General features: G+C 67.0%; 18 protein-coding genes. 4 read left to right on the forward strand and 14 right to left on the reverse strand.

Annotated elements, in window-relative coordinates; all coding sequences use genetic code 11:
* Positions 1–9 precede the first annotated feature (9 nt).
* Together dld and EH199_RS05450 are read left to right on the forward strand one after the other, a co-directional pair.
* A complete protein-coding gene (gene dld, locus EH199_RS05445) occupies positions 10–1,725 on the forward strand; it encodes a D-lactate dehydrogenase (protein WP_124808263.1) in 1,716 nt (571 codons plus the stop codon).
* Positions 1,722–2,588, forward strand: a complete 867-nt coding sequence (locus EH199_RS05450) for a BadF/BadG/BcrA/BcrD ATPase family protein (RefSeq protein ID WP_124808264.1) — start codon at positions 1,722–1,724, stop codon at positions 2,586–2,588. Before dld ends, EH199_RS05450 begins: the two co-directional genes overlap by 4 nt.
* Positions 2,589–2,616: 28 nt before the next feature.
* Here the strand turns inward: EH199_RS05450 and EH199_RS05455 are convergent, their stop codons facing one another.
* Positions 2,617–4,095, reverse strand: a complete 1,479-nt coding sequence (locus EH199_RS05455) for a hypothetical protein (RefSeq protein WP_124808265.1) — start codon at positions 4,093–4,095, stop codon at positions 2,617–2,619.
* A gap of 266 nt (positions 4,096–4,361) precedes the next feature.
* Here EH199_RS05455 and EH199_RS05460 point away from each other — a divergent pair, with 266 nt between their 5' ends.
* A complete protein-coding gene (locus EH199_RS05460) occupies positions 4,362–6,674 on the forward strand; it encodes a bifunctional diguanylate cyclase/phosphodiesterase (RefSeq protein WP_124808266.1) in 2,313 nt (770 codons plus the stop codon).
* Between the two features lie 6 nt (positions 6,675–6,680).
* On the opposite strand, the gene EH199_RS05465 is transcribed toward EH199_RS05460, so the two are convergent.
* The 10 genes from EH199_RS05465 to EH199_RS05510 form a co-directional block, all read right to left on the reverse strand.
* A complete protein-coding gene (locus tag EH199_RS05465) occupies positions 6,681–7,337 on the reverse strand; it encodes a 2-hydroxychromene-2-carboxylate isomerase (protein ID WP_124808267.1) in 657 nt (218 codons plus the stop codon).
* A gap of 79 nt (positions 7,338–7,416) precedes the next feature.
* Positions 7,417–8,724, reverse strand: coding sequence for an MFS transporter (locus EH199_RS05470; RefSeq protein WP_124808268.1), 1,308 nt, complete (start codon positions 8,722–8,724; stop codon positions 7,417–7,419).
* Complete coding sequence (locus EH199_RS05475) at positions 8,721–9,620, reverse strand: TauD/TfdA family dioxygenase (RefSeq protein ID WP_124808269.1); 900 nt, start codon at positions 9,618–9,620, stop codon at positions 8,721–8,723. Before EH199_RS05475 ends, EH199_RS05470 begins: the two co-directional genes overlap by 4 nt.
* Positions 9,617–11,245: a thiamine pyrophosphate-requiring protein gene (locus tag EH199_RS05480; RefSeq protein WP_124808270.1), complete on the reverse strand. Its 1,629-nt coding sequence runs from the start codon at positions 11,243–11,245 to the stop codon at positions 9,617–9,619. Before EH199_RS05480 ends, EH199_RS05475 begins: the two co-directional genes overlap by 4 nt.
* Before the next feature lie 25 nt (positions 11,246–11,270).
* The gene (locus EH199_RS05485) at positions 11,271–12,242 is read right to left on the reverse strand and encodes a TauD/TfdA family dioxygenase (RefSeq protein WP_190287141.1); all 972 of its coding nucleotides are present in this window, start codon (positions 12,240–12,242) and stop codon (positions 11,271–11,273) included.
* Between the two features lie 102 nt (positions 12,243–12,344).
* Entirely contained in the window at positions 12,345–14,801 is a 2,457-nt protein-coding gene (locus EH199_RS05490) for a TonB-dependent receptor (protein WP_190287142.1), read from the reverse strand.
* Between the two features lie 122 nt (positions 14,802–14,923).
* A complete protein-coding gene (locus EH199_RS05495; protein ID WP_124808273.1) occupies positions 14,924–15,691 on the reverse strand; it encodes an IclR family transcriptional regulator in 768 nt (255 codons plus the stop codon).
* 128 nt (positions 15,692–15,819) lie between these two features.
* The gene (locus EH199_RS05500; RefSeq protein ID WP_124808274.1) at positions 15,820–16,275 is read right to left on the reverse strand and encodes a DUF3237 domain-containing protein; all 456 of its coding nucleotides are present in this window, start codon (positions 16,273–16,275) and stop codon (positions 15,820–15,822) included.
* A 76-nt stretch (positions 16,276–16,351) separates the two neighbouring features.
* On the reverse strand, positions 16,352–16,834 hold the full coding sequence (locus tag EH199_RS05505) for a DUF3237 family protein (protein ID WP_124808275.1): 483 nt from the start codon (positions 16,832–16,834) through the stop codon (positions 16,352–16,354).
* Between the two features lie 157 nt (positions 16,835–16,991).
* A complete protein-coding gene (locus EH199_RS05510) occupies positions 16,992–17,630 on the reverse strand; it encodes a twin-arginine translocation pathway signal protein (protein ID WP_124808276.1) in 639 nt (212 codons plus the stop codon).
* A gap of 226 nt (positions 17,631–17,856) precedes the next feature.
* On the opposite strand from EH199_RS05510, the gene EH199_RS05515 reads away from it, so the two are divergent.
* Positions 17,857–18,699 (forward strand): phosphatase PAP2 family protein, encoded by an 843-nt coding sequence (locus tag EH199_RS05515; protein WP_124808277.1) that lies wholly within the window; start codon positions 17,857–17,859, stop codon positions 18,697–18,699.
* 19 nt (positions 18,700–18,718) lie between these two features.
* Here the strand turns inward: EH199_RS05515 and EH199_RS05520 are convergent, their stop codons facing one another.
* The 3 genes from EH199_RS05520 to EH199_RS05530 all read right to left on the reverse strand — a co-directional run bounded on the left by EH199_RS05520 (position 18,719) and on the right by EH199_RS05530 (position 21,689).
* Positions 18,719–19,699, reverse strand: coding sequence for an acyl-CoA dehydrogenase family protein (locus EH199_RS05520; protein ID WP_124808278.1), 981 nt, complete (start codon positions 19,697–19,699; stop codon positions 18,719–18,721).
* A 17-nt stretch (positions 19,700–19,716) separates the two neighbouring features.
* Positions 19,717–20,862 carry an acyl-CoA dehydrogenase family protein gene (locus EH199_RS05525; protein WP_190287143.1) on the reverse strand — a complete coding sequence of 382 codons (1,146 nt, stop codon included), beginning with the start codon at positions 20,860–20,862 and terminating at the stop codon, positions 19,717–19,719.
* A gap of 137 nt (positions 20,863–20,999) precedes the next feature.
* Entirely contained in the window at positions 21,000–21,689 is a 690-nt protein-coding gene (locus EH199_RS05530; protein ID WP_124808280.1) for a response regulator, read from the reverse strand.
* Between the last annotated feature and the right edge of the window lie 7 nt (positions 21,690–21,696).

Raw genomic sequence — 21,696 nt, forward strand, 5'->3', positions numbered from 1 at the left:
AACGGCGCCATGACCGGAAAACGCGACACGGAATTGCTGGAGCGGCTGCGCGATGCGGTGGGGCGGCGTCACGTGCTGACCTCGGCGCGCGAAACGGCGCGCTACCGCCAGGGCTATCGCACCGGCAGTGGGCCGGCGCTTGCCGTGGTGCGGCCCGGCAGCCTGGTCGAGCTGTGGAAGGTGGCGCAGGCCTGCGTCGCGGCTGACGTCTCGATCATCATGCAGGCTTCGAACACCGGGCTGACCGGCGGCTCCACGCCCGATGGCGCGGATTATCCCGGCGGCCTCGTCATCATCAGCACCACCCGCCTTTCCGCGCTGCATGTCATCCGCAATGGCGCGCAAGTGCTGTGTCTGCCCGGCACCACGCTGCACCGCCTGGAGCAGGCCCTGCGCCCCCACGGGCGCGAGCCGCATTCGGTGATCGGCTCCTCCTGCCTCGGCGCCTCGGTCGTGGGCGGAGTCTGCAACAACTCGGGCGGGTCGCTCGTGCGGCGCGGGCCGGCCTATACCGAGCTGGCGCTGTACGCGCAGGTCCGGCCCGACGGCACGCTGGCGCTGGTCAACCACCTCGGCATCGCGCTGGGGGACGATCCCGAAACGATGCTCGCCCGGCTGGACGCGGGGGCCTTCGCCGAAGCCGACATCGATCCCGCCCTCGACCGCCGGGCGCACGACCATCGCTATGCCGAGCATGTGCGCGATGTCGATAGCGCCAGCCCGGCGCGCTTCAATGCCGATCCGCGCTGCCTGTACGAAAGCGCCGGCAGCGCGGGCAAGCTGATCGTCTTCGCCGTCCGGCTCGACACGTTCGCGCGCGAGGAAGACACCGCCACCTTCTACATCGGCGCGGCTTCGCCCGAACCGCTCACCGAACTGCGCCGGGCGATGCTGCGCGATTTCGCGCAGCCGCCGATCGCCGGGGAATACATGCACCAGACCGCGTTCGACGTGGCCGACCGCTATGGGCGCGACATGTTCTTCGCGATCGAGCGGCTCGGCACGGACCGGCTGCCCGCGCTCTTTGCCGCCAAGGGCCGGTTCGACGCGCTGTTCGGCAACGGCCTGAGCGACCGGGTGATGCAGTGGGCCAGCCGGTTCGTGCCCGATCCCCTGCCCGCACGGATGCGCGCCTTCCGCGATCGCTTCGCGCACCACCTGATCCTCAAGGTCTCGCGCGATCAGGTAGAGGCCACGCGCGGGCTGCTTGCCCGCCTGTTTCCCGGTGATGAGAACGGCGATCATTTCGAATGCACGCCGGCGGAAAGCGCCAAAGCCTTCCTGCACCGCTTCGTCGCCGCCGGCGCGGCCGTCCGCTATCGCGCGGTGCATCGGCGGGAGGTGGAGGATATCGTCGCGCTCGATGTCGCGCTGCCCCGCAACACCCGCGAATGGCGCGAACAACTGCCGCCGAACCTCGCGGAAAAGACCATTCACGCGCTCTATTACGGGCACTTCTTCTGCCAGGTGTTCCATCAGGACTACATCGTGCGCAAGGGCACCGATCCGCTGGCCTTCGAACACGCGCTATGGGCACTGCTCGACGCGCGCGGGGCGCAGTACCCCGCCGAACACAACGTCGGCCATCTCTACGTCGCGCGGCCCGAACTGGAGCGGTTCTACCGCAGCATCGATCCGCGCAACCAGTTGAACCCCGGCATCGGCCACACCACGCGCGGCCGCGACTGGACCGCAACGGCAACCCCTGGAGAACACCGGCCATGACCTATTTCCTCGGCATCGACGCCGGCGGCAGCAATTGCCGCGCGCGCCTGATCGACGCGGCCGGCGCTACCATCGGCGAAGGCCGTTCGGGCACCGCCAATGCACGCATCGGCATCGACGCGCTCTATGACACCTTGAAGGATACCGCCGACCAGGCGGTGGCGCAGGCCGGCCTTACCCCATCACAGCGGGCGCAGATCCGCGCCGGCATGGGCATTGCCGGCATTACGCGCCCCGGCGTGCGCGAAGCGCTCGGTGAACTGGATTTCGGCTTCGCCTCGGTCGCCTATGCCACCGACGCGCAGATCGCCAACCTTGGCGCGCATGGCGGCGAAGACGGCGCGATCCTGATCATCGGCACCGGCAGCGCCGCCCAGTTGCGCGTGCATGGCGAGGATTTCACCATCGGCGGCTACGGCTTTCCCATTTCCGACGAAGGCAGCGGCGCGGCGCTCGGCCTCTCGGCCATGCGCCACGCTCTGCGCGCGCTCGACGGGCGCACCCGCCGCACGCCGCTGAGCGCCGCCGTGACCGAGCGCTTCAACCACGATACGGCGCAGGCGATCGCGTGGATGGATCAGGCGACGCCCCGCGATTACGGTGCCTTCGCCCCGCTGGTGATGGACTATGCCGAAGCGGACGACGCCATCGCCCGCTCGATCGTGGAAGACGCGGCCGCGCATATCGAGCGCTTCATCGAGACGATCTTCGAGCGCGGCGCCACGCGCTGCACGCTGGTGGGCGGGCTCGCCCCCCGCATGAAGCCCTGGCTGCGTTCCCGCACCGTCGAACGCCTGAGCGATCCGCTCGGCGATTCGCTCGATGGCGCGCTCCGTCTCGCCGGCTATCGCGGACCGGCCTGACCCCGGGGGACGGCCCGGATACCCGCCGTCAGCGCCCGATCAGTCCCAGTGCGTGACGGATGAACGCGTCGCGGTCCGTGACCCACCGTGCTTGGGGCGGCAGTGCCGGATCGACCAGCGTCCAGCCCTGCGGCGCATAGACCTGCGCCAGCGTTCCCCTGGTGTTGAACGCCATGGAGACCATGCGCTGCTGCGCCAGCGTCGTCTGGCTGTTGCCTTCCATCGCCACGCCATCGGGCGCGAGATGCGTTCCTTGCGGGCGCAGCGCGATCGCATAAGGCTCCGTCCGGAAGCTCTGGACCGTGGTGTTGAGGAAGATCGACAGATAGACCTTGTCCAGCGCCTGTCCGACGACAGCGGCTTTCGTGGGCGGCATCCGCCACGCGGGATCGACCAGCAGGCTCCAGGGGTAATTCTCCGGCGCGCCGTATCGCAGTTCGGTACGCAGATCGACGAGGCCCTCACGCGGTGTCTGCGCCGGCGCGATCCGGTTCAGCCGCAGCCCGTTCGACCACGTGAAGCCAAAGGCGCTGACATCCACCAGCGGCATGGCCGACGGCGTGGAACCGACGGGTCGGTTCGATACCGTTACGTTCTCGTAGATGCGCAGATAGGCCTTGTCCTTGATCTGGTGGCCGCTGGCGAGGTTCTGCCACGCGCGCTGGCCCTGCCAGCTCGAACGGACGAAATGCGAAACCAGCGTACCGTTGATATAGGTGCCGTGTTCCTGATCGCTGTTGGTGCCGACGTTGCCGGCAATCTCGCTGTCCTCGACATAGAGCATGGTCTGGCCGCTGGGGACGAAGATCGCGTTCTTGCCGCCATAGATCTTCGAGCGCCGGATAACGGCCGTGAACAGGCCCGGCCGATGCCCGTCGAAGGCTTCCAGATAGACCGCGCCGATCGGCTGGATCGCGCCGGGGAAATCCAGTTCGACATCGCGCATTTCAAAATGCAGCCGCTGCTGGCCGATGTCGTAAAGGTGAAGGCCGACGGACGCCCACTCGTTCCCCGTCCGGAACGTAACACGGCGCCCGGGGATCGACGAGCGCAGGATATATTGGGTTCCGCGCAGATCACCCGCAACCTGCGGCATCAAGGGCGCGAACGGGTAGATGCACGGTTGCCCCGTGCCATCTAGCGCTTCATAAACGAGTTCGTAGCCCCCTTCGATGCGCCCGCCGAAATCATCGACGCTCCGTCCGGCATAGACTTCGCGGCCGGCGGCGCGCGAGGCATCGCATTTCACCAGCAGCCGGACGGCGGGGCGGCGCAAGCCATCCATCGGCATATAGAACGGATAGGCGCGGTCAGCCTGGTCGGGTGGCAACGTGGCTGCCGAGGGCGGCGAAGGTGTATCCTGCGCGCCGGCGAGCGTTTCCGGCATGGAAACGTCGGCATAGCGCAGGCTTTGCCCGGCTCCCGCCCCCGCACCGGACAGCAGGGGCAACGCCAGCACCGGCAGGGCCAGAATCGTCAGCAGTTTGACCCTTGCAGGCACGCGCACCGGTTGCTCCCTGTTTCACGCGAAAGGAACACCCTCCTAGACGGAAGGGCGTTAAGGCGAAGTATCGATGCGGCTGGCCCATGCCGCACTCCGGGAGCCGCGACAGGCATCCGAACATGCTCCGGATCGGTGGAATCCGCCTGTTCACATTCAACCGAACTTAACGATTGTGACCAATAAACCGTCGCCTCCGAAGCAGCGCCAGGCACGGTGAAGATTCGCCACGCCGCGAGAAGCGCTGCCCTGCCGCAGGTGATGGACCGCAGATGAGCTTGGTGGATACGACGGACGGACAGGCTCTACGCAAGGCGCAGGTCGAAGCCAGCCTGAAGCTGGCGCGGACGGCGGTCATCGGCGGTATCATCAACGCAATCATCGTCGCGACCGTCCTGTGGTCTTCCGTGTCCCACGCGGCCATCGCGTTCTGGACCTTGCTGGTCCTTGGGCAAGGCCTCGTCCGCATTCTGCACGCGCGCCGTCTGGCCAAGAACGATTACGAGGACCTGTCTCCGTCAAGGGACGGCCGCTTCATAGAGCTTCTTGCCACTCTTAACGGCATTGCCTGGGGCATTTCCATGGCGATCGGCGGCCTCGACGCCACGCCTGGCGTGTTCACGCTGCTGGCCATGCTCACCGGCGGCATGATGGGCGCCGCTGTCATCAGCTATGGCCCGCTTCCGCGCGCCGCCTTTTCCTATATGATCCCGCTGACGATCGGCTCGATCGCCGGATGGCTGCTGTCCGGCAATCCCCTGGCGACAACGGGCACGCTGCTGATCCTGTGCTACGCCGCCGTCCTCTCCCGCTCGATCAAGGGCAACGAAAAGGTCTTCGCTGAAAAAGTCGCGCGCGAGCAGGCGCTCCGGGAAAGCGCGGAGACCGTGCAACTCCTGCTCAAGGATTACGAGGCGCAAAGCGCGGACTGGCTGTGGTCGATCGACCGGGAGGGGCTGATCGTGGCCCCCACCGATCGTTTCGTCGAAGCAAGCGGACGCGACCGGGAAGCGCTTGAGGGGCATGCCCTGCTTTCGCTGTTCGAAGCCGGCCACGAGTACGAGCGTCTCGCCGAAATGCTGCGGAAACGGCAGGCGTTCCGCGACCTGACCGTGCAGATCGCCGTGGGCGGCGAAACGTGCTGGTGGCGGCTTTCCGCCCAGCCACGCGCCGGCGGCCGCATGCAGGGCGTCGCGTCCGACGTGACGGCGGAAATGCGCGCGGAAGCACGGGTCAGCTACATGGCGCACTATTGCGGCCTGACCGACCTCGCCAACCGCTTCCTCTTCAACGAGACGTTGAGCCGCGCGGTCAAGCGGCTGCACGAAGAGGAACGGACGGCCGTCCTGTGCCTCGATCTCGACCAGTTCAAATCGGTGAACGATACGCTGGGGCATCCCATCGGCGATCGCCTGCTCTGCGAAGTCGCGCGCCGCGTCGAGGCCTGCGTGCAGGAAAAGGCCATGGTGGCCCGCCTTGGAGGCGACGAATTCGCCGTTCTGATCGAGCGGGTGAAATCGTCCGACGAGGTGGAAGCCTGCGCTGCCCGGATCATCGATGCGGTCGACCAGCCGTTCATCCTCGACGGGATGCAGGTGATGACGTCGACCAGCATCGGCATTGCCTTCGCCACTGTGGCGGACAGCGATCCCACCGAAGTCATGAAGCGCGCCGACCTGGCGCTGTACAGCGCGAAGACCAACGGGCGGAACCGCTTCGCCCATTTCCAGGTCGGCATGGACGAAGCGGCGCGCGAACGGCGCGATCTGGAAATGGACCTGCGCGCGGCGCTGGTGCGCAACGAGTTCACGCTCCACTACCAGCCGCTCGTCAACATCTCGTCGGGCGACGTGGTGGGTTACGAGGCCCTGATCCGCTGGCAGCATCCCACGCGCGGGCTGATCATGCCCAACGCCTTCATCCCGCTGGCCGAGGAAACCGGGCTGATCGTGCAGGTGGGCGAATGGGTGATCCGCCAGGCGACGGCGCAACTCGCGCTATGGCCGGCCGACCTGCGCATCTCGGTCAATCTTTCGCCCGCGCAGATGCGCAGCGCGAACCTGATCCCCACCGTGGTCAACGCGCTGGCCAGCGCGGGGATCGACGCCGGCCGGCTGGAGCTTGAAATCACCGAAACCGTGCTGATGCAGGACAGCGAAGCCAACGTATCGACCCTGTACAAGCTGCGCGAGATCGGCGTGCGCATCGCGCTCGACGATTTCGGAACGGGCTATTCCTCGCTCAACTATCTGCGCAGCTTTCCCTTCGACAAGATCAAGATCGACCGGTGCTTCGTGGAATCGCTCGATCACAACGCCGAATCGCGCGCCATTATCCAGGCCATCACCGGGCTCGCGGGCAGCCTTGGCATGGACACCACGGCGGAAGGCGTCGAGACCGACGCGCAGCTACAGGCGCTGCGCGACAAGGGATGCACCGAGATCCAGGGCTTCCTCATCTCCCAGGCGATCGATCCCGACGGCATCGGGGAGGGAACGCGCCCTGCTTCGCCAAAGGGAGAAATCGACAGTCTTCCCGTCGAAGCGAAAGACGAGGACGCGGAAAAGCGCAACCGCGCAGCCTGATAGGCCCTATCCGTTCGTCCGGCGCGGCACGCCATAGCCCAGCCCTTCCAGCCGGGCCATCGCGGGGCCTCGAAACAGTGCGGGATTGGCCAGATAATCGTCGATCATCCCGATCGTGTCGAACCCCCAGAAAAGTTCCGCGCCCACTTCCACCGTCGGCACGCCGAAAACGCCCCGCGCGATGGCAGCCTCGGTATTGGCGCGCAGACGGTCCTTTACCGTGGGCGCGGCGAGTACCGCCGCCACGCGGTCCAGCCCCAGCGCCCGGCCGAACGCTTCCAGATTGGCCGGATCGCCAAGGTCCAGGCCATCGCGGAACACCGCATCGAACAGGGCGTCCACCGCATCCACCCGCGCATCGAGCGCGACCAGCAGGCGCAGCGCCTCGATCGAGCGGAACGGGTGAACATCGGGGAAGCGGAACGGAATGCCGTGCCGATCGGCAAGCCACTGGCACATGCGGTAGATCTGGATGCGCTTGGGCGGCACTTCGGCTGGTCCCAGTTGCCCCCAGTGCTGGAGCAGGCCGCCCAGCAGGACGGGTTCGGGCCGCAACGCCAGGGTGGCGTTCCGCCGCAACTGCTTCCACATCAGGTACGCGAACGGCGACACCAGATCGAAATAGAACGTGGCGGGCGTGGTCGCGGGTGGGAACGCGGACATGGCCGGATGCCTCCTTCCGGGCGATCATGTCGCCTCGCGAGCCATCCGGCAATGTCGGTGGGCAGAAAACCGCTGCGACCTATCCGTGCGCCCGCTCGCCATAGAGCCGGGCCGCGCGCATCAGGCAGGCGGCCGTGAGGACGGGGGTGACCGCGATGATCAGCATCGAATGCCGGATCGCCATGTCGCCATAGCGCGGCGTCAGCAGATCGGTGACGAAGCCGACAGCGCTTGGCCCCACGACGTTGCCGATGAAGCTGGCGCCGAACAGCAGCAGCGCGATGGCGAGCGCGCGCTGGCGCTCGGGCACGATGTTGACGGTGGCGGCATAGACCGGCCCCTGGTGGATCAGGGTGACGAAGCTGGTCAGCGCGAAGGCGGTGAACCAGACGGCGCGGTCCGAACCGAGCAGGAACACCGCTTCCGCAGGCCCCGCCAGCAGGCAGGCCAGCGCGGGCACGGCCAGCCGCCAGCGGATGCGGCTGGCGGGCAGCCGGTCGATCAGCAGCCCGCCGCACAGCACGCCCGCCGCGCCGATGAAGCCGCGCGTCGGCCCGATCGTGCCGGCAATCTCGGCCAGGCCCATGTGATGCACGCGCGAAAAGAACGTCGGCGTCCACGCCCCCGCCGCCCACACGTTCGCTCCCATCAGGGTAACACCCGCGAAAATCCAGGTGTAGCACTTGTCGGCAAACAGCGTCCGGATGTCGGCGAATATCTTCGTGGCGGACAATCGCTCGCGTTCGCGCGGCGGCGCCTTGCGCGCGGGCTCGCGCACGGTCAGCAGAAGCAGTAGCGCCACGATCATGCCGGGCACGCCCATCGCCACGAACATCGCGCGCCAGCCGTGGTTCTGCGCGATCCAGCCGGCGATCGGAAAGAACACGATGAAGGCGATCGAGTTGGCCGTACCGAAGATCGCCAGCGCCAGCGGCCGCCGGCGCGGGTGGAACAGGTCGGCGATGATCGAATTCGACGGCGGCAGCCCGCAGGCTTCGCCCGCGCCCATCAGGAAGCGCGCGATGGCCAGTTGCCAGATGCTGGTGACGAAGCCGGTCAGCACCGTCATCAGGCTCCAGAAGCCCAGCCCGATGGCGATGATATTGCGGCGGTTGAACCGGTCCGCCAGCCAGGCGATCGGCAGGCCCAGCAGCGAATAGAGGAAAATGAACGCGAGGCCGGTGGCGAGGCCCAGCGCGGTGTCGGACACGCCGAACTCGCGCTTGATCATCGGCAGCACCAGCCCCAGCAACGCCCGGTCGAGGTAGTTGAACACGGAAATGAGCGTCAGGATGAACAGCGGCCAGGTGGCCGACCACGGCCACGTCGCGTTCTCTTCGCCGGTTTCCTGGCCGGGTTCCTTGCCGGGTTCCTCGATCGCGCTCATTCTACCCTTATCCCTTCGCGCCGGGTGCGTTCGTGATCGTCGTCGATAGCCACCGACCGCTCGGCAAAGCGGATGTCGGCCGGGGGGCACAGGTCCGACCGCAGCCACAGGCGCAGCAACAGCCTGCGCTGCTCCGGATCGTCCTCGAACGCGGTGCGTCCGTGCAGCCACGACCAGTTGTGCCACAGCACCACGTCGCCGGGCGAGAGCCGGAATTGCGCGGTGGCGGCAAGTTCCAGTGCCAGCGCGCGCAGATCGGTGACGGCATCGGCAAACGCAGGCGGAAGCGCTTCCCCGCGCGCCTGCGCGGCGGCCTGCAGGAAATAGGGGTTGAAGCAGCACTGCACCCCGTCGCCATCGCCCGCGAAAACCGGAACCTCGCTGGCGCTGACCGGCGCGCGTGAGCGGAGCACCGGATTGGTGCCGAAAAAATACCCCTTGCGCAGCGCCGGCAGATGATGCGGCATTCGCTGCCGAACCGCGTCGTGCAGGTCCGCCGCGCGTACCAGAAACGAATCTCCGCCCCGCGCCGCCTCGCGCACCGTGCCCAGCGCCAGAATATCGTGCAGATCGGTATGCGGCGCCAGTTCGAGATCGGAATGCGTGCCGCGCGCCTGCGCATCGCCCGGCCGCCGCTCCACCCGCGCAACGCGTTCTCCTTGCGGCGACTGGATCGATGGCGTGCCCAGCCAGCGGCCCATCATCAGCAGGCGCTCGGCGAAGCCATCTTCCCCCACAACCGAGGGATCGCCGGTTTCGACCACAATCGCCCGCGCGCCCTGCGTAAACGCCGCGCGCAGATCGCCCCGCAGAGCCGCCAGCGCCGCTTCCTCACCGGCGGCAAACGCATGGCGTTCCGCGGCCGACAGGCCGCGACGCGGCACCACTGCGGTCACAGGCGCGAAGCTCTCGTTTCGGTATGCGTGATGAACTCGATCAGCGCGGGCTGACCGGCCTCGATCGCGGCAATACCGCGCCGGATCGCCGGGGCGATCTGGTCAGGCGTGGTCACCCGCTCGCCATAGCCGCCCAGCGCGCGGGCGAAGGCGGCATAATCGCCCGAGATGTCGGTGCTGCGATAGCGCTCGGTGGCGATCGGCATGACCGGCAGTTCGATCGCCATGGCGCTGTTGTTGAGCAGGATCGAAAGGATCGGCAGCCGTTCGCGCGCCGCCGTTTCGAAATCCATGCCGGTAAAGCCGATGGCGGCATCGCCCCAGACGTTGATGCACAGCTTGTCGGGACAGGCAAGCTTGGCGCCCATCGCCAGGCCAAGGCCATAACCGAGCTGCGTCGACTTGCCCCAGCCGAGGTAGGACAGCGGCGTCACAGACTTCCAGAACGGCGTCAGTTGGTCGCGCGGCGAGCCGGCATCGTGGGTGATGATCGTATTGGCCACGTCCACCGTGCGCTGCAGTTCCCACAGCACGCGATAGGGGCTGAGCGGCGTGTCGTCGCTTTCGAGCAGGGGCAGCCATTCCGCCAGCCAGCGGGTTTCCACCTCGCGGATTTCGGCAATGGTGGCCGAGGGATTGCGCGGGGCGTCCAGCCGGGCGCGGCAGGCGGCTATCAGCATGGCCAGCGTCAGCTGCGCGTCGCCCACCAGCGCCGCTTCGCAGCGCACACTCTTGTTGATGTCGGCAGGATCGAGCGTGGCATGGATGATCGGCACATGATCGGGCATGGCCACGCCGAACGCGGTCTCCGACAGGCTGCACCCGATGCCGAGGATCAGGTCGGCCCGGTCGAGGAAATGGCGAAGCTGGCCGGGGATGGCCGCGCCGCCCGATCCCAGCGCCAGCGGATGCGTTTCGTCGAACGCGCTCTTGCCTTCCAGACTGGTGGACACGGGCGCGCCGAGCAGCTCCGCCAGTTCGCGCAGTTCGGCATAGGCCTCGGCCCAATGGACACCCTGCCCCGCGTGGATCACCAGCCGCCGCGCGGCGACGAGCCGGTCCGCCACCGCCTCGACCGCTGCGGGATCGGGGCCGAAACGGGTGCTGATCACCGGGCGGTAGTCCAGTTCCCCCGGAATCTCCTCGGCCAGGACGTCCCATGGCATTTCGACGAGCGCAGGGCGCAACCGGCCGTTGCGCAAGGCCGAGAAGGCGCGGCGCAGCACCGCCGGCGTGTCCTCTGCACGCAGGATCGGCTCCGCCGTCTTGGTCACGTCGCGCATCGAGATCGAGGCGTTGAAGTTGTCCGGCACGTGGGCGATGCGCCGGGCATAGCCCTGCGGCAGCACCAGCACCGGCACGCTTTCCGAATAGGCCTGCGCCACGCCGCCATAGGCGTTCTCGGTGCCCGGCCCGTGCTGCATCGCGAACACGCCCATGCGGCGGCCGCGCGTCAGCCGTGACAGCGCATCGGCCATGTGTACGCCGGTCCGCTCCTGCCGGACGATGACCGGGCGGATGCCGATCGCCGCCGCCGTTTCCAGCACCGCGTTGCGCGGATAGCCGAAAATGACGTCAACGCCCTCGCGCCTGAGGATTTCCGCGATCGCGGCGCTCACCTTCATGCCGTTTCTCCGTGTCCGCCGCGGTTCAGTTGCCGGTCTGGCGCGCGGCCGGACCGAGCGGGCGTTCGCCCACCACGGTGGTACGGATCAGATGACGCCGCTCGTACTTGAAATCGTGGACCCCGCGATGGAGCGTGAAGCGGTTGTCCCACACGATCAGCGTGTCCTTCTGCCACTTGATGCGGCAATGGTAGTGCAGATGCTGCGCCAGGCTCTGGAGATAGGCCAGCAAGGCCCGGCTTTCGTCCTCGCTCCAGCCGACGAAGCGCTTGAAATAGGCACTCGTGGCAAACAGCGCCTTGCGCCCGGTTTCGGGATGGACGCGCACCGCCGGGTGGATGCTTTCGAGCTGGTCCTCGGTGAAATCGTGGCTTTCGCGCAGGCGCAGCCGCTTGTCGGGCGCGAGCTTCTCGTTCTTAGCCCAGATGTCCTTGCCCGAATAGACGACCTGCAGGCTATCGAGCAGCGTCTTCATCCCGTCGGACAAGTGCTCATAGACGAGGTAGGCGTTGGAAAAGGCCGTATCCCCGCCCCACTGCGGCACTTCCAGCGCGCGCATGACGATGCATTTGGGTGGCGTGGGCAGAAACGGGCTGTCGGTGTGGAAATGCTCGAACGAGGGCACCACGTTTTCGGGCTCGTGCGCTTCGCGGCGCACTTCCTGCATGTCGCGATGGCCGGCATAGGTCGGCGCCTGCGGCAGTTCGGTCAATTCGCCGAAATAGCGCGAGAAGGCCTTGTGCTGTTCCGGCGTCAGATCCTGATCGCGGAAGACGATCACCAGGAACTGCTCGAACGCCTTCATCACCTCGGCCAGCGTTTCCGCGTCAAGCGGCTGGCGCAGGTCCACCCCGGTGATCTCGCAGCCGCAGGCGCCCGAGATCGGTTCGACGCCGATCCTGCGAAATTCGGGCATCGGCAGGCCGGCGACGATGGGGGTTCCGGCGGGAGTTTCGGTGGCCGGAACGGCGGGGTTGGCAACGGGTCGAGACGACACGGTCATTCCTTTCCTGCGATAGTGCGGGTCGCCGGTCTCCGACCGGGCCGGATGTCCGGCGAAGGACGACCCACAGGCCGTCCTTCGCCGCATCAGCCGTTCCTAGAAACGGCGCTTGAGCGTGACGGCCCAGGTGCGCGGTTCACCGGGAACGCCCTGGATCGAGTTGGTCGATCCGCGATTGTCGAAAATGTCGGAATAATAGAGCTTGTTGGTAAGATTGCGGACTTCCACCGCCAGTTCCCAATCCTTCTCCGCCGTCGCGTAGGCCACGCGGGCGTTGACCAGCGTGCGGCTGGGGATCACGCCGAAAATGTCCTTGCCGCCGGTCGCCGCATCGACGTTGTTGGCATTGCGTTCGAACGCGTCCTCATGGTTGACGTCGATGCGGGGAATGATCGTGCCGGCCTTGCCCAGATCGAACTCGTATTGCGCGCCAAGGCTCCACTGCCAGGGCGAGATGTAGACGCCCTTGTCCTCCAGACCGATGCCGGCGCTCGCCGCGATCGCGCTGATCGAATCGTACTTGAAGTGGAGGTAGGCGAGCGACGCGTCGATCGAGAGGCCCTGCACCGGACGCAGCGCCAGCTCGGCCTCGAAGCCCTTGATCGTCGCCTTGCCGGCGTTGAGCGGCAGCGCGCACGGCGCGGCTGGCACGCCCACCGCCACCGGGCAGTTCGAGACCGTCACCAGGATGTCGTTGTACTTGTTGATGAACGCCGATGCGTTGAGGCGCACGCGATGGTCGAGGAATTCGCTCTTGAGGCCGATTTCATAGGCCTTGAGCGTTTCCGGATTGTGCGGCAGGGCCTGGGCCGGGAAGAAAGGCCGGGGATTGATACCGCCACCCTTGAAGCCGGTCGAGAACTGGGCATAGCCCATGATCGCGTCGGTCAGGTGGTACTGCGCGCCAAGCCGGTAATCGACCCGGCTCCCCGAGAACTCGCGCGACAGCCCGTTGAGCGGCGCCAGCGAAGCCGGAACGGCGCCACCGGTGGACGAGCCGGGAATGCCCTCACGCCCATAGATGAAGGTTTTGCTCTGGTCGGTGTAGCGGATGCCGCCCAGGATGGTCAGCCGCGCCAGCGGCGAAACTTCGGCGTTGGCGAACACGGCCTTGGTCTTGGCCGGAATCGTGTTGTCCTCGATGAAGTTCAGCGTCGGCAGTGTGACGCGCGACCGGTTGCGGCTGGTTCTGTCCAGATAGAACCCGCCGACGGTGAGGTTGACCATGTCGCCAATCTTGGCGGACAGGCGCAGTTCCTGGCTGAACTGGTGGTTATAGACGCGGTTTGCTTGCAGCCCGGTGTTGAATGGCGAACTGTCGCCGGACGAATAGTTGCCGTCGAACTTGCGATAGGCGGTGATCGAGGTGAGGTTGAGGTTGTCGGTCAGTTCCGCCGTGATCGTGCCCGAAACGCCCCAGCTGTTGATCAAGCCCTTGAGCGGCGCGGACCACGTGCCCGAACCATCGCGCGGGGTGACCTCGGTATAGTTTTCGTAGCTGACAAAGGGGCTCTTGGTGAACGTATCCTGCGCGTAGTTCCCGTAGGGCGAATACGAGATGTAGGGCGAACCCGATGCCGTGCCGAAGACGTTGCCATTGAGCACATAGGCCGAGGATGGCGGCGTCGCCACGCCGGTCAGCGTTGCGCCGGGGACCGCCTGGCGACCGACGTAGAGCAGCGTTGCGGGGCCGACCTCGCTGTTGTCGCGCGTCATGTCCGCCGCAAGGTCCACCGTCACCCGGCTGGAAGCCTGCCAGCGCAGCGCGAGCCGGCCGGCGACGTATTCCTTGCCGCCCTCGGTGCCCAGCTTGCACTTGTCGGCGGCCACCATGCTCGGCAGCGTGCTGCCGGGATGGGTGCAGGCATAGTCATAGCGGGTGACGTAACCGTCCTTCTTGACGGCAACGCCCGAAAGGCGGGCGAAGAGCTTGTCCGGCACCACCGTGAAATTCGCCGCGCCGCGCAACTCCATGCGGTTGTAGCTGCCATAGGTCGCCGACAGGTAGCCGTCGTTCGAACCGTCGGGCTTCTTGGAATAGAGCTTGATCGCGCCGCCGATCGAATTCTGGCCGGCGAGCGTTCCCTGCGGACCACGCAGGATTTCGATGCGGTCAAGATCGATGAGGCTCAGCATCGATCCCTGCATCGTCGGCAGATAGACATCGTCGACATAGATGCCCACGCCCGGTTCGAGCGCGAACGAGGTATCGCGCTGGCCAACGCCGCGAATGTAAGCGACGACGGCGGGACCGAAGTTCGCCGAAGCCGTCCGGAGCGTCACGTTCGGGGCCTTGCCGCCCAGATCGACGAGGTTGGTCTGGCCGCGCTGTTCCAGCATGGCACCGCTCATCGCCGTGATCGCGATGGGCACGTCCTGCAGTTTCTGGTCGCGGAACTGCGCGGTGACGATGATCTCCTCGGCCGCCGGGTCCTTGCCCTTGGCCGTGTTGTCCGGAGCTTCCTGTGCGAATCCCGGCCCTGCCCAGAGCATCGCGCCGGCCAGCGCCATCACCGAACCGCCGGCCGCCCGTAACATAGCACCACGCGCCATTCGTCCATCTCCCCTTGTTGCGGCCATCTTTGTCCCGGCCTACGGGAGGTATAGAGCATGTTGATAAATCAACGGTCAAGGGCGTTCCGAATTTCGGAATCACAATTCCATTATACGGAAAACTAGCTGTAAGAGATGGCCGCCAGTTCGCTGATCCGCATGGCCGCCCCGCGGACGGCGGCGGCAAGGTCATCCTCTTCATGCAGCCGGTAGCGTGCCGAAGGCATGGTCACGCCGATGCAGCCCAGCATTTCCTTCTCCGCCCCGAAGATCGGCGCAGCGATGCCGGCGATGTCGTGACGCGGATCGAAATAGCGCGCCGTTCCTTCCTTCCGGATTCGCGCGAGGTCCGCTTCCAGTTCCGCCCGCGTTGGCCGGGGGCGCCCTGTCAGTGGGCCATCGCCGGCCTTGCGCAGCAGGATTTCCCCTTCCCCCGTCGGCAGGAACGCCAGAATGGCCCGTCCGAGCGAACCCCAGGGCAGGGCAACTTCGCCCCCCTTCTCCACCGCGAACCGCAGCAGGTGCGGCGTGGAGACCACATCCGCGATGATCCCGCAGCGCCCCGGCGGACTATAGGCGCACAGCACCGCCGTCTCCTGCCATTCGGCGACCAGCATGTCCAGGAACGGCCGCGCGCTGCGCGTCAGATCGAAGCGGGCAATGAGTTGGGAAGCCGTGCGGTAAAGCTCGCGCCCGGGGCGATAGCTCTGCCCGCTTCCCCGCTCCACGAAACCGCAATCGAGCAGCACCTTGAGCAGGCGATGGACCGTGCTTGGCGGCAGTTCCGCGCGCGCGGCGAGTTCGCCCAGACTAAACCGGTGCGGGCCGGCGGCGACCAAACGGATCAGGTAGGCGACGCGCTCGGCGGCACCACGCGGCGGTTCAGTCATGGCACCTCTTGTTGTTGATCCATCGCCTGTATCTCCCGCTTATGCTGCACGCCGGTCACCCGGCAAGGCAAGAGCGCTACGGACGGTGGTCAAGCAAGAGGGGACGCAAACAGTGGCACGGCGCGCGCTCAGACCAGCGCGTAGTAGCGGAACAGCGAGCGGTCGGGATCGGTTCGCCGTTCCCCGCCGCCGACGATGACCGTGCGCGAGAGCCAGTCGTGCGGCCCCTCGGGCACGCGGAAATAGGGCGTCAGCCGGAAGTATGACGGCTGCGGCTCACCCGGTAGCGGACGGACGAGATAGCCCTTGTTCTGGATGTAGATCGTCGTCCCGTCATCGGCCTGAAGCAGATAGTGCGCGTTCAGCTCAATGGTGCCGTCGGCGCGCACGGTCGCGTAGTCCGCACCGCTGTGCGGCACCACCGTACCGGACAGGCGCGGGCCGAAAATGGTGCCGCCGATCGCCGGGGTATAGCCTTGGTTGCCCCCGCCCGGAAGCGGACCGAAAATCACCCGGTCGGCACCGAACAGGACTTCGATGTCGAACACGTGCTCAAGGCGGCAGTCGGCGGGGGACGGGGTCATCGGTTTTCCTCGGAACTGAAAGGCAACAACGGGTTGCAATCAAAGGCGCCACCACCCGGGAGGCGATCGCGGCAGGTCACAGCACGACGAAGTAGTGGATGCGGTTGGCGCCGGGGATCTTTTCCGCCACGCCCACGAAGACATGCTGCGACAGCCAGGCGTGCGGCCCTTCCGGCGCATCGAACCGGGGCGTCACCCGCATGTAGTAATCGTCGAAGCCCACCGGCTCGTTGCGGCGCATCCGGTCGGCGATCTCGTCACTGCGCGCCCAGCGGAAGCCGCGGTTTTCCAGGTAGATGATCGCGCCGTCATCCGCTTCCAGCAGGTAACGCGCGTCGAAGTCAATCACCCCATTCGGGCGCGTCAGCGGGAAGTCCCCGCCCGACATCGGCACCACGCGGCCATTGAGGCGAGGCCCTTCGACCACACCCTCCTTGGCATAAATCGCCCCGCGCGAATCCCCTCTTGCGGCGGGAGCGACCCAGCTTGGCCGCGAAAGGGTGATCGAGATCGTGAAGGCGTGCTCAAGACGCGGCAGGAACGGATGCGGGTTCGACATCGCTCGAGCTAGACGCACAATAGTTGATTCGTCAATACAATAGCGATGGCGATGCCGCGCAGCATTTGGCGTCCGTCACCCTGATGCCGCTAGCGCCAATCTGGACGGGGACACCATGCTCCACGCGTTTAGGGTCAGGACCCAGCCACTGCTCGGCTTACTGCGCTTGCGCCGCTGATCCGGCTTTCCCGGCCTTGCTCGCCGCCACCATGGCATCCCACGCGCTCCATTCGATCGCACGGCCGGGATATGCGACGTTCGCGAACGGCCAGTCGGCCTTCACCCAGGCGGTCACCCACTGGTAAAGCTCGGCGTCGAAGCCCGCGTCGTATTCGGCCTTGGTCACCCACAGCCTGACCACGGCGTCGTAGCCGGGAACGGTGCTGGGATAGACATAGACACAGCCGCGTTCGCGCGTGCCATCGGGCGTCAGCACGGAATAGGCGAAGGACTTGCGGCCCTGAAACCGGGCCTGCTCGGTTTCCATGTCCTGCACGGCGTCGGCGGCGGAGATCCCCTCGCGGGGCCAGCTGGTGCTGCGCGAAAACGTCTTCTGCAAGTGCTCGATGGAGGCCATGTAGGCGTCGTAGTCGATCTTCGCCAAGGAGGGGGCGAGCGGCACGACCTTGAAACCCGGTCCTTCCACGTGAGTCGGAACGTTGAAGCCGGCCGATACAAAGGGCGGTGCCGGCGCGGCAACGGTCGCGGATGACGGCGCCGTCCCTTCAGCCCATGCGGCAGCCGCCGGCATGGCAAGCATCGTCAACGCCAGACCTGCACCGGCCTTCCACATCATCCTGTTACCCTTCCGGACCGAACGCGCCACACAAGCTGTCGGCCCTCGCAAGAACCGCAACGATGCGGTGGCTAGGGCGGCGGGCGGTGGCGGGCAATACGCCATTTGCGCGGGTGTTTCGCATTCTCGCCCCGCGCGTGAACCGCAGGGTTGGCGAAGCGAAAAAGGACTGGCATCACCCACCCCAGGCAGCCAGCCGGACGCTTGAACGAACGAGGCAGAAGCAATGACCAATCGCGGTACGATCACACTTGTCGCCCTGCTGTTGACCGGCGCCGGCGCGGGCGCCGCACTGGCCGGGCAGACCTCGCCCGGATCGTCCAGCGCATCGCCGTCTGCCTTGCCGATGACCGCAACGGCGGCGGGCGCCTATCTGGCTCCCGGCACGGGTATTGACAGTGTGGCGCTGGTGCCCCCCGCACCCGCGGCCGGTTCCGCCACGGAAGCGCGGGACCATGCCGCCGCCGACCGCGCGATGGCCTTGCAGGGCAAGGCGCGCTTCGCGCTCGCGGCGAGCGATGCCGATCTCTGGTCGCCCAAGGCCACCGGCACCTTTTCCTGCACCGCCGGCCTTGCCATCACACCGACGGACACGCCCGCGCTCAACCGGCTGATGCGCCGCGCCATGATCGATTTCGGCATGGCGACGAGCGGCGCCAAGGACAAGTACAAGCGCCCCCGCCCCTTCATGGAGAACGGCAAGCCAACCTGCACCCCTTCGCAGGAAGCCGGCCTGCGCACCAACGGTTCCTATCCCTCCGGCCACAGCGCCATCGGCTATGGCTGGGGGCTGCTGCTGGCGGAGCTGATCCCCGACCGCGCGACGCAACTGGTCGCGCGCGGCCGTACGTTCGGCGAGAGCCGCCGGATTTGCAACGTCCATTGGGAAAGCGATATCGAGGAAGGACGCGTGGTCGCATCCGCCGTCTTCGCCCGGTTGCAGGCCGAGCCGGGTTTCCAGGCCGACCTGGCGGCCGCCCGCGCCGAACTGGCCAGCCAGCCGCACAAGGCACCGGATCGCGATTGCGCGGCGGAAGCGGCCGCGCTGGCGGAGGACATCCCCGGATAAGAAGGTTCACTCGCCGCCGCTATCCGGCGAAGACTTCCGCGCGTACCCAGTCCACCGAACCCGCCGGATCGGCGAGCCGGGCATGGCCCAGCACGCCGTTCCAGTATCCTTCTGAGCCGTCCGCCAGGCGCCATTCGTGGAGCCGCCGGGTCAGCAACGGAAGGTCGAATTCCTCGCTGATGCCGATCGCGCCGTGGACGGCATGGGCAGTGCCGGCCAACCGCGCTGCCACCGACGAGGCGGTCGATTTGGCCACCGCAGCGGCCGCGAGCGAAACATCGAGCCCCCGCGCGCAGCCCAGTTGCGCGGCGATGCGGGCAGCGACGGCATCTTCCGCCATGACCGCGAGATTCTGTTGCAGGGCCTGCTGGCGGCCGATGGGCTTGCCGAACTGCACCCGTTCATTGGCATGGCGCGTCGTCATATCCAGCAGGCGGTGCGCCACGCCGGCGATCAGGGTGGCCCGAACGACCGCCGCCAGTGCCCGCAGCCCCGCCTCAGGGCGGGCGATCTCCTGCCCCGCTGGTGTGTCACGCCAACCGATCCGCGCGCACAGCGCGTGATGCACGCCCGTCGGCGTCACCGCCAGCGCATCGACCGGGGCAAGCACGAGGCGGTCACCCGTATCGACCAGGACATGCTTGGCCACGAGACCGCACGACACGATCTGCTCCGGCACGCCCGCCGTGGCGAGCGCGATCGGGCCATCGGGCGAGGCGACGCCAGCCCCGGCCATCAAGGCGCGCGCCACCATGGTTTCGGCCACCGGCAACGGCACGGCATGAGCGCCCACGGCCTCGATCAGCGGCGCGATAGTTGCCAGCGACAGGCCGGCTCCCCCCGCATCCTCGGGCACCAGCGCATCGAGAAAGCCCGATTGCGCCAGTTCGCTCCACATCGCCGAGGCATCGCCGCCGCTTTCCACGGCGCGCACCGCGGCCGGCATGGCAATCGCCACCAGCATCCGGTCGAAGGGTTCGAGCAGTTCGCTTGCATCCATCGGCTCTCTCCCGTCCCCTACCGCAGACCCATGCCGCGCGCGATGATCCCGCGCAGGATCTCGCGCGTGCCGCCGCGCAGCGAAAAGCTGGGCGCGATGTGCGTGACATAGAGCAGCGTGCGGTAGAGCTCGTCGCTCACCGGCTCGTCGGGATGCGCGGCCAGGTCGTCACCGATCGCCACGGGGAGGTCCTGTTCGAACGTCGTACCCCGATCCTTGACGATGCTCGCCTCAACCACCGGGCTCTCCCCCAGCGCAAGGCGCGCGGTGCAGGCGATCGACATGGCGCGCAGCGTGGCGATTTCCGCCATGAAACGGCCGGTCAGCGCATCCGCGTCACGGCGGCCAACCGCCTGCAGGTGCCGTATCCAGGCATCGAGCAGCACCACCGAGGAATAGATGCGTTCCGGCCCGGAACGCTCGAACGCGAGTTCGGCCGTGACCTGCTTCCAGCCTTCGCCTTCGCGGCCAATCAGCGCATCGGCGGGAAGCTCAACATTGTCGAAGAACACTTCGGCGAAATGCGCATCGCCCGTGAGATCGACGATCGGCCGCACCGCAACGCCCGGCGCCTTGAGGTCGATGATCAGCTGCGAAAGCCCTGCGTGCCGGTCTTCCGACGTGCCCGACGTGCGCAGCAGCGCGATCATGTAATCCGAATGCATCGCATTCGTGGTCCAGATCTTCTGGCCGTTGACGCGCCAGCCCGCGTCCGTGCGCTCGGCGCGGGTTCGCACGCTGGCAAGGTCCGAGCCGGAGCCCGGCTCGCTCATGCCGATGCAGAACAGCGCCTCCCCCCGGCAGATGCGCGGGATATAGGACTGGCGCTGCTCTTCGGTACCATAGCCCAGGATCAGCGGCGCGCTTTGCCGGTCGGCGATCCAGTGCGCGGCCACCGGCGCGCCGGCGCTCAGCAATTCCTCCACCACCACGAACCGGGCAAATGGCCCGCGCTCCTGCCCGCCATAAGCCCTGGGCAGCGTCAGCCCCAGGAACCCCGCCTGCCCCAGCGCACGGCTGAACGCGGCATCGAAGCCCTGCCACGATCGCGCCCGCCGATCCGCCGGCAGTCCCGCGACGTGACTGGCGATGAAGGCCCGGATTTGCGGGCGCAAAGCCTCATCCTCGGGCGGCAGCGCGGCCAGCGTCAGCGTGTCGAACACTGTGAGACATCCTCGATCAGAACCAGCCGCATGATCGTTCATGCGTTCCGCCGGACCGGCTTAACCGATCAGTTAAAGCGACGCAATGCAGGCTCCATCGCGCTTCAACCGACGGCAAGGGCAAGGTGGCAGGCGGGTTACGCCTCCACCTGCAGCCGATAGCCAACGCCGGGTTCGTTGCGCAGCAAGGTCGGCCGCGACGGGTCTTGCTCCAGCTTGCGGCGGATCGCGCGCGCCGCCACGCGCAAGTATTCCACATCGTTTTCGTGGCCAGCGCCCCACACCGTGCGCAACAGCTGGGTGTGCGTCACCACGCGCCCAGGCGATTTCGCCAGCTCCGCCACGAAGCCGTATTCCTTGGGCGTCAGGCGCACATCCTCACCGCCCCGGCTCACCCGGCGCGCCGCCAGATCGATCTCCACGTCGCCGTGGCGCAGCACTGGCGCGCCGGTGGCACTCGCCAGCCGGTGCCGCAGCGCCGCCCGGATGCGGGCGAGCACTTCCTCGCTGTCGAACGGCTTTGCCACGAAATCGTCCGCGCCAAGGTCCAGCGCCGCCACTTTCTCGTCCGTCGCATCGCGCGCGGAAACGACGATCACCGCCGCTCCGGCGACCTTGATGAGCGGGATGAGCTCCAGTCCATCCCGATCGCGCAGGCCAAGGTCGAGCAGAACCACTTCGGGCTTATCGATCTGCAGCGCCGCCAGCGTCTCGCGCGCGGACCCGGCCTCCACCACGCGATAGGCGGCGCGGGCCAGGCTGGCATGGAGCAGCCGCCGGATGGCCGGCTCGTCATCGACCACGAGTATCGTCACCGCACTGTTCATTCCGCAC

It is taken from the genome of Novosphingobium sp. LASN5T (assembly GCF_003856955.1).
In the GTDB taxonomy this organism is placed as follows: Bacteria; Pseudomonadota; Alphaproteobacteria; order Sphingomonadales; family Sphingomonadaceae; genus Novosphingobium.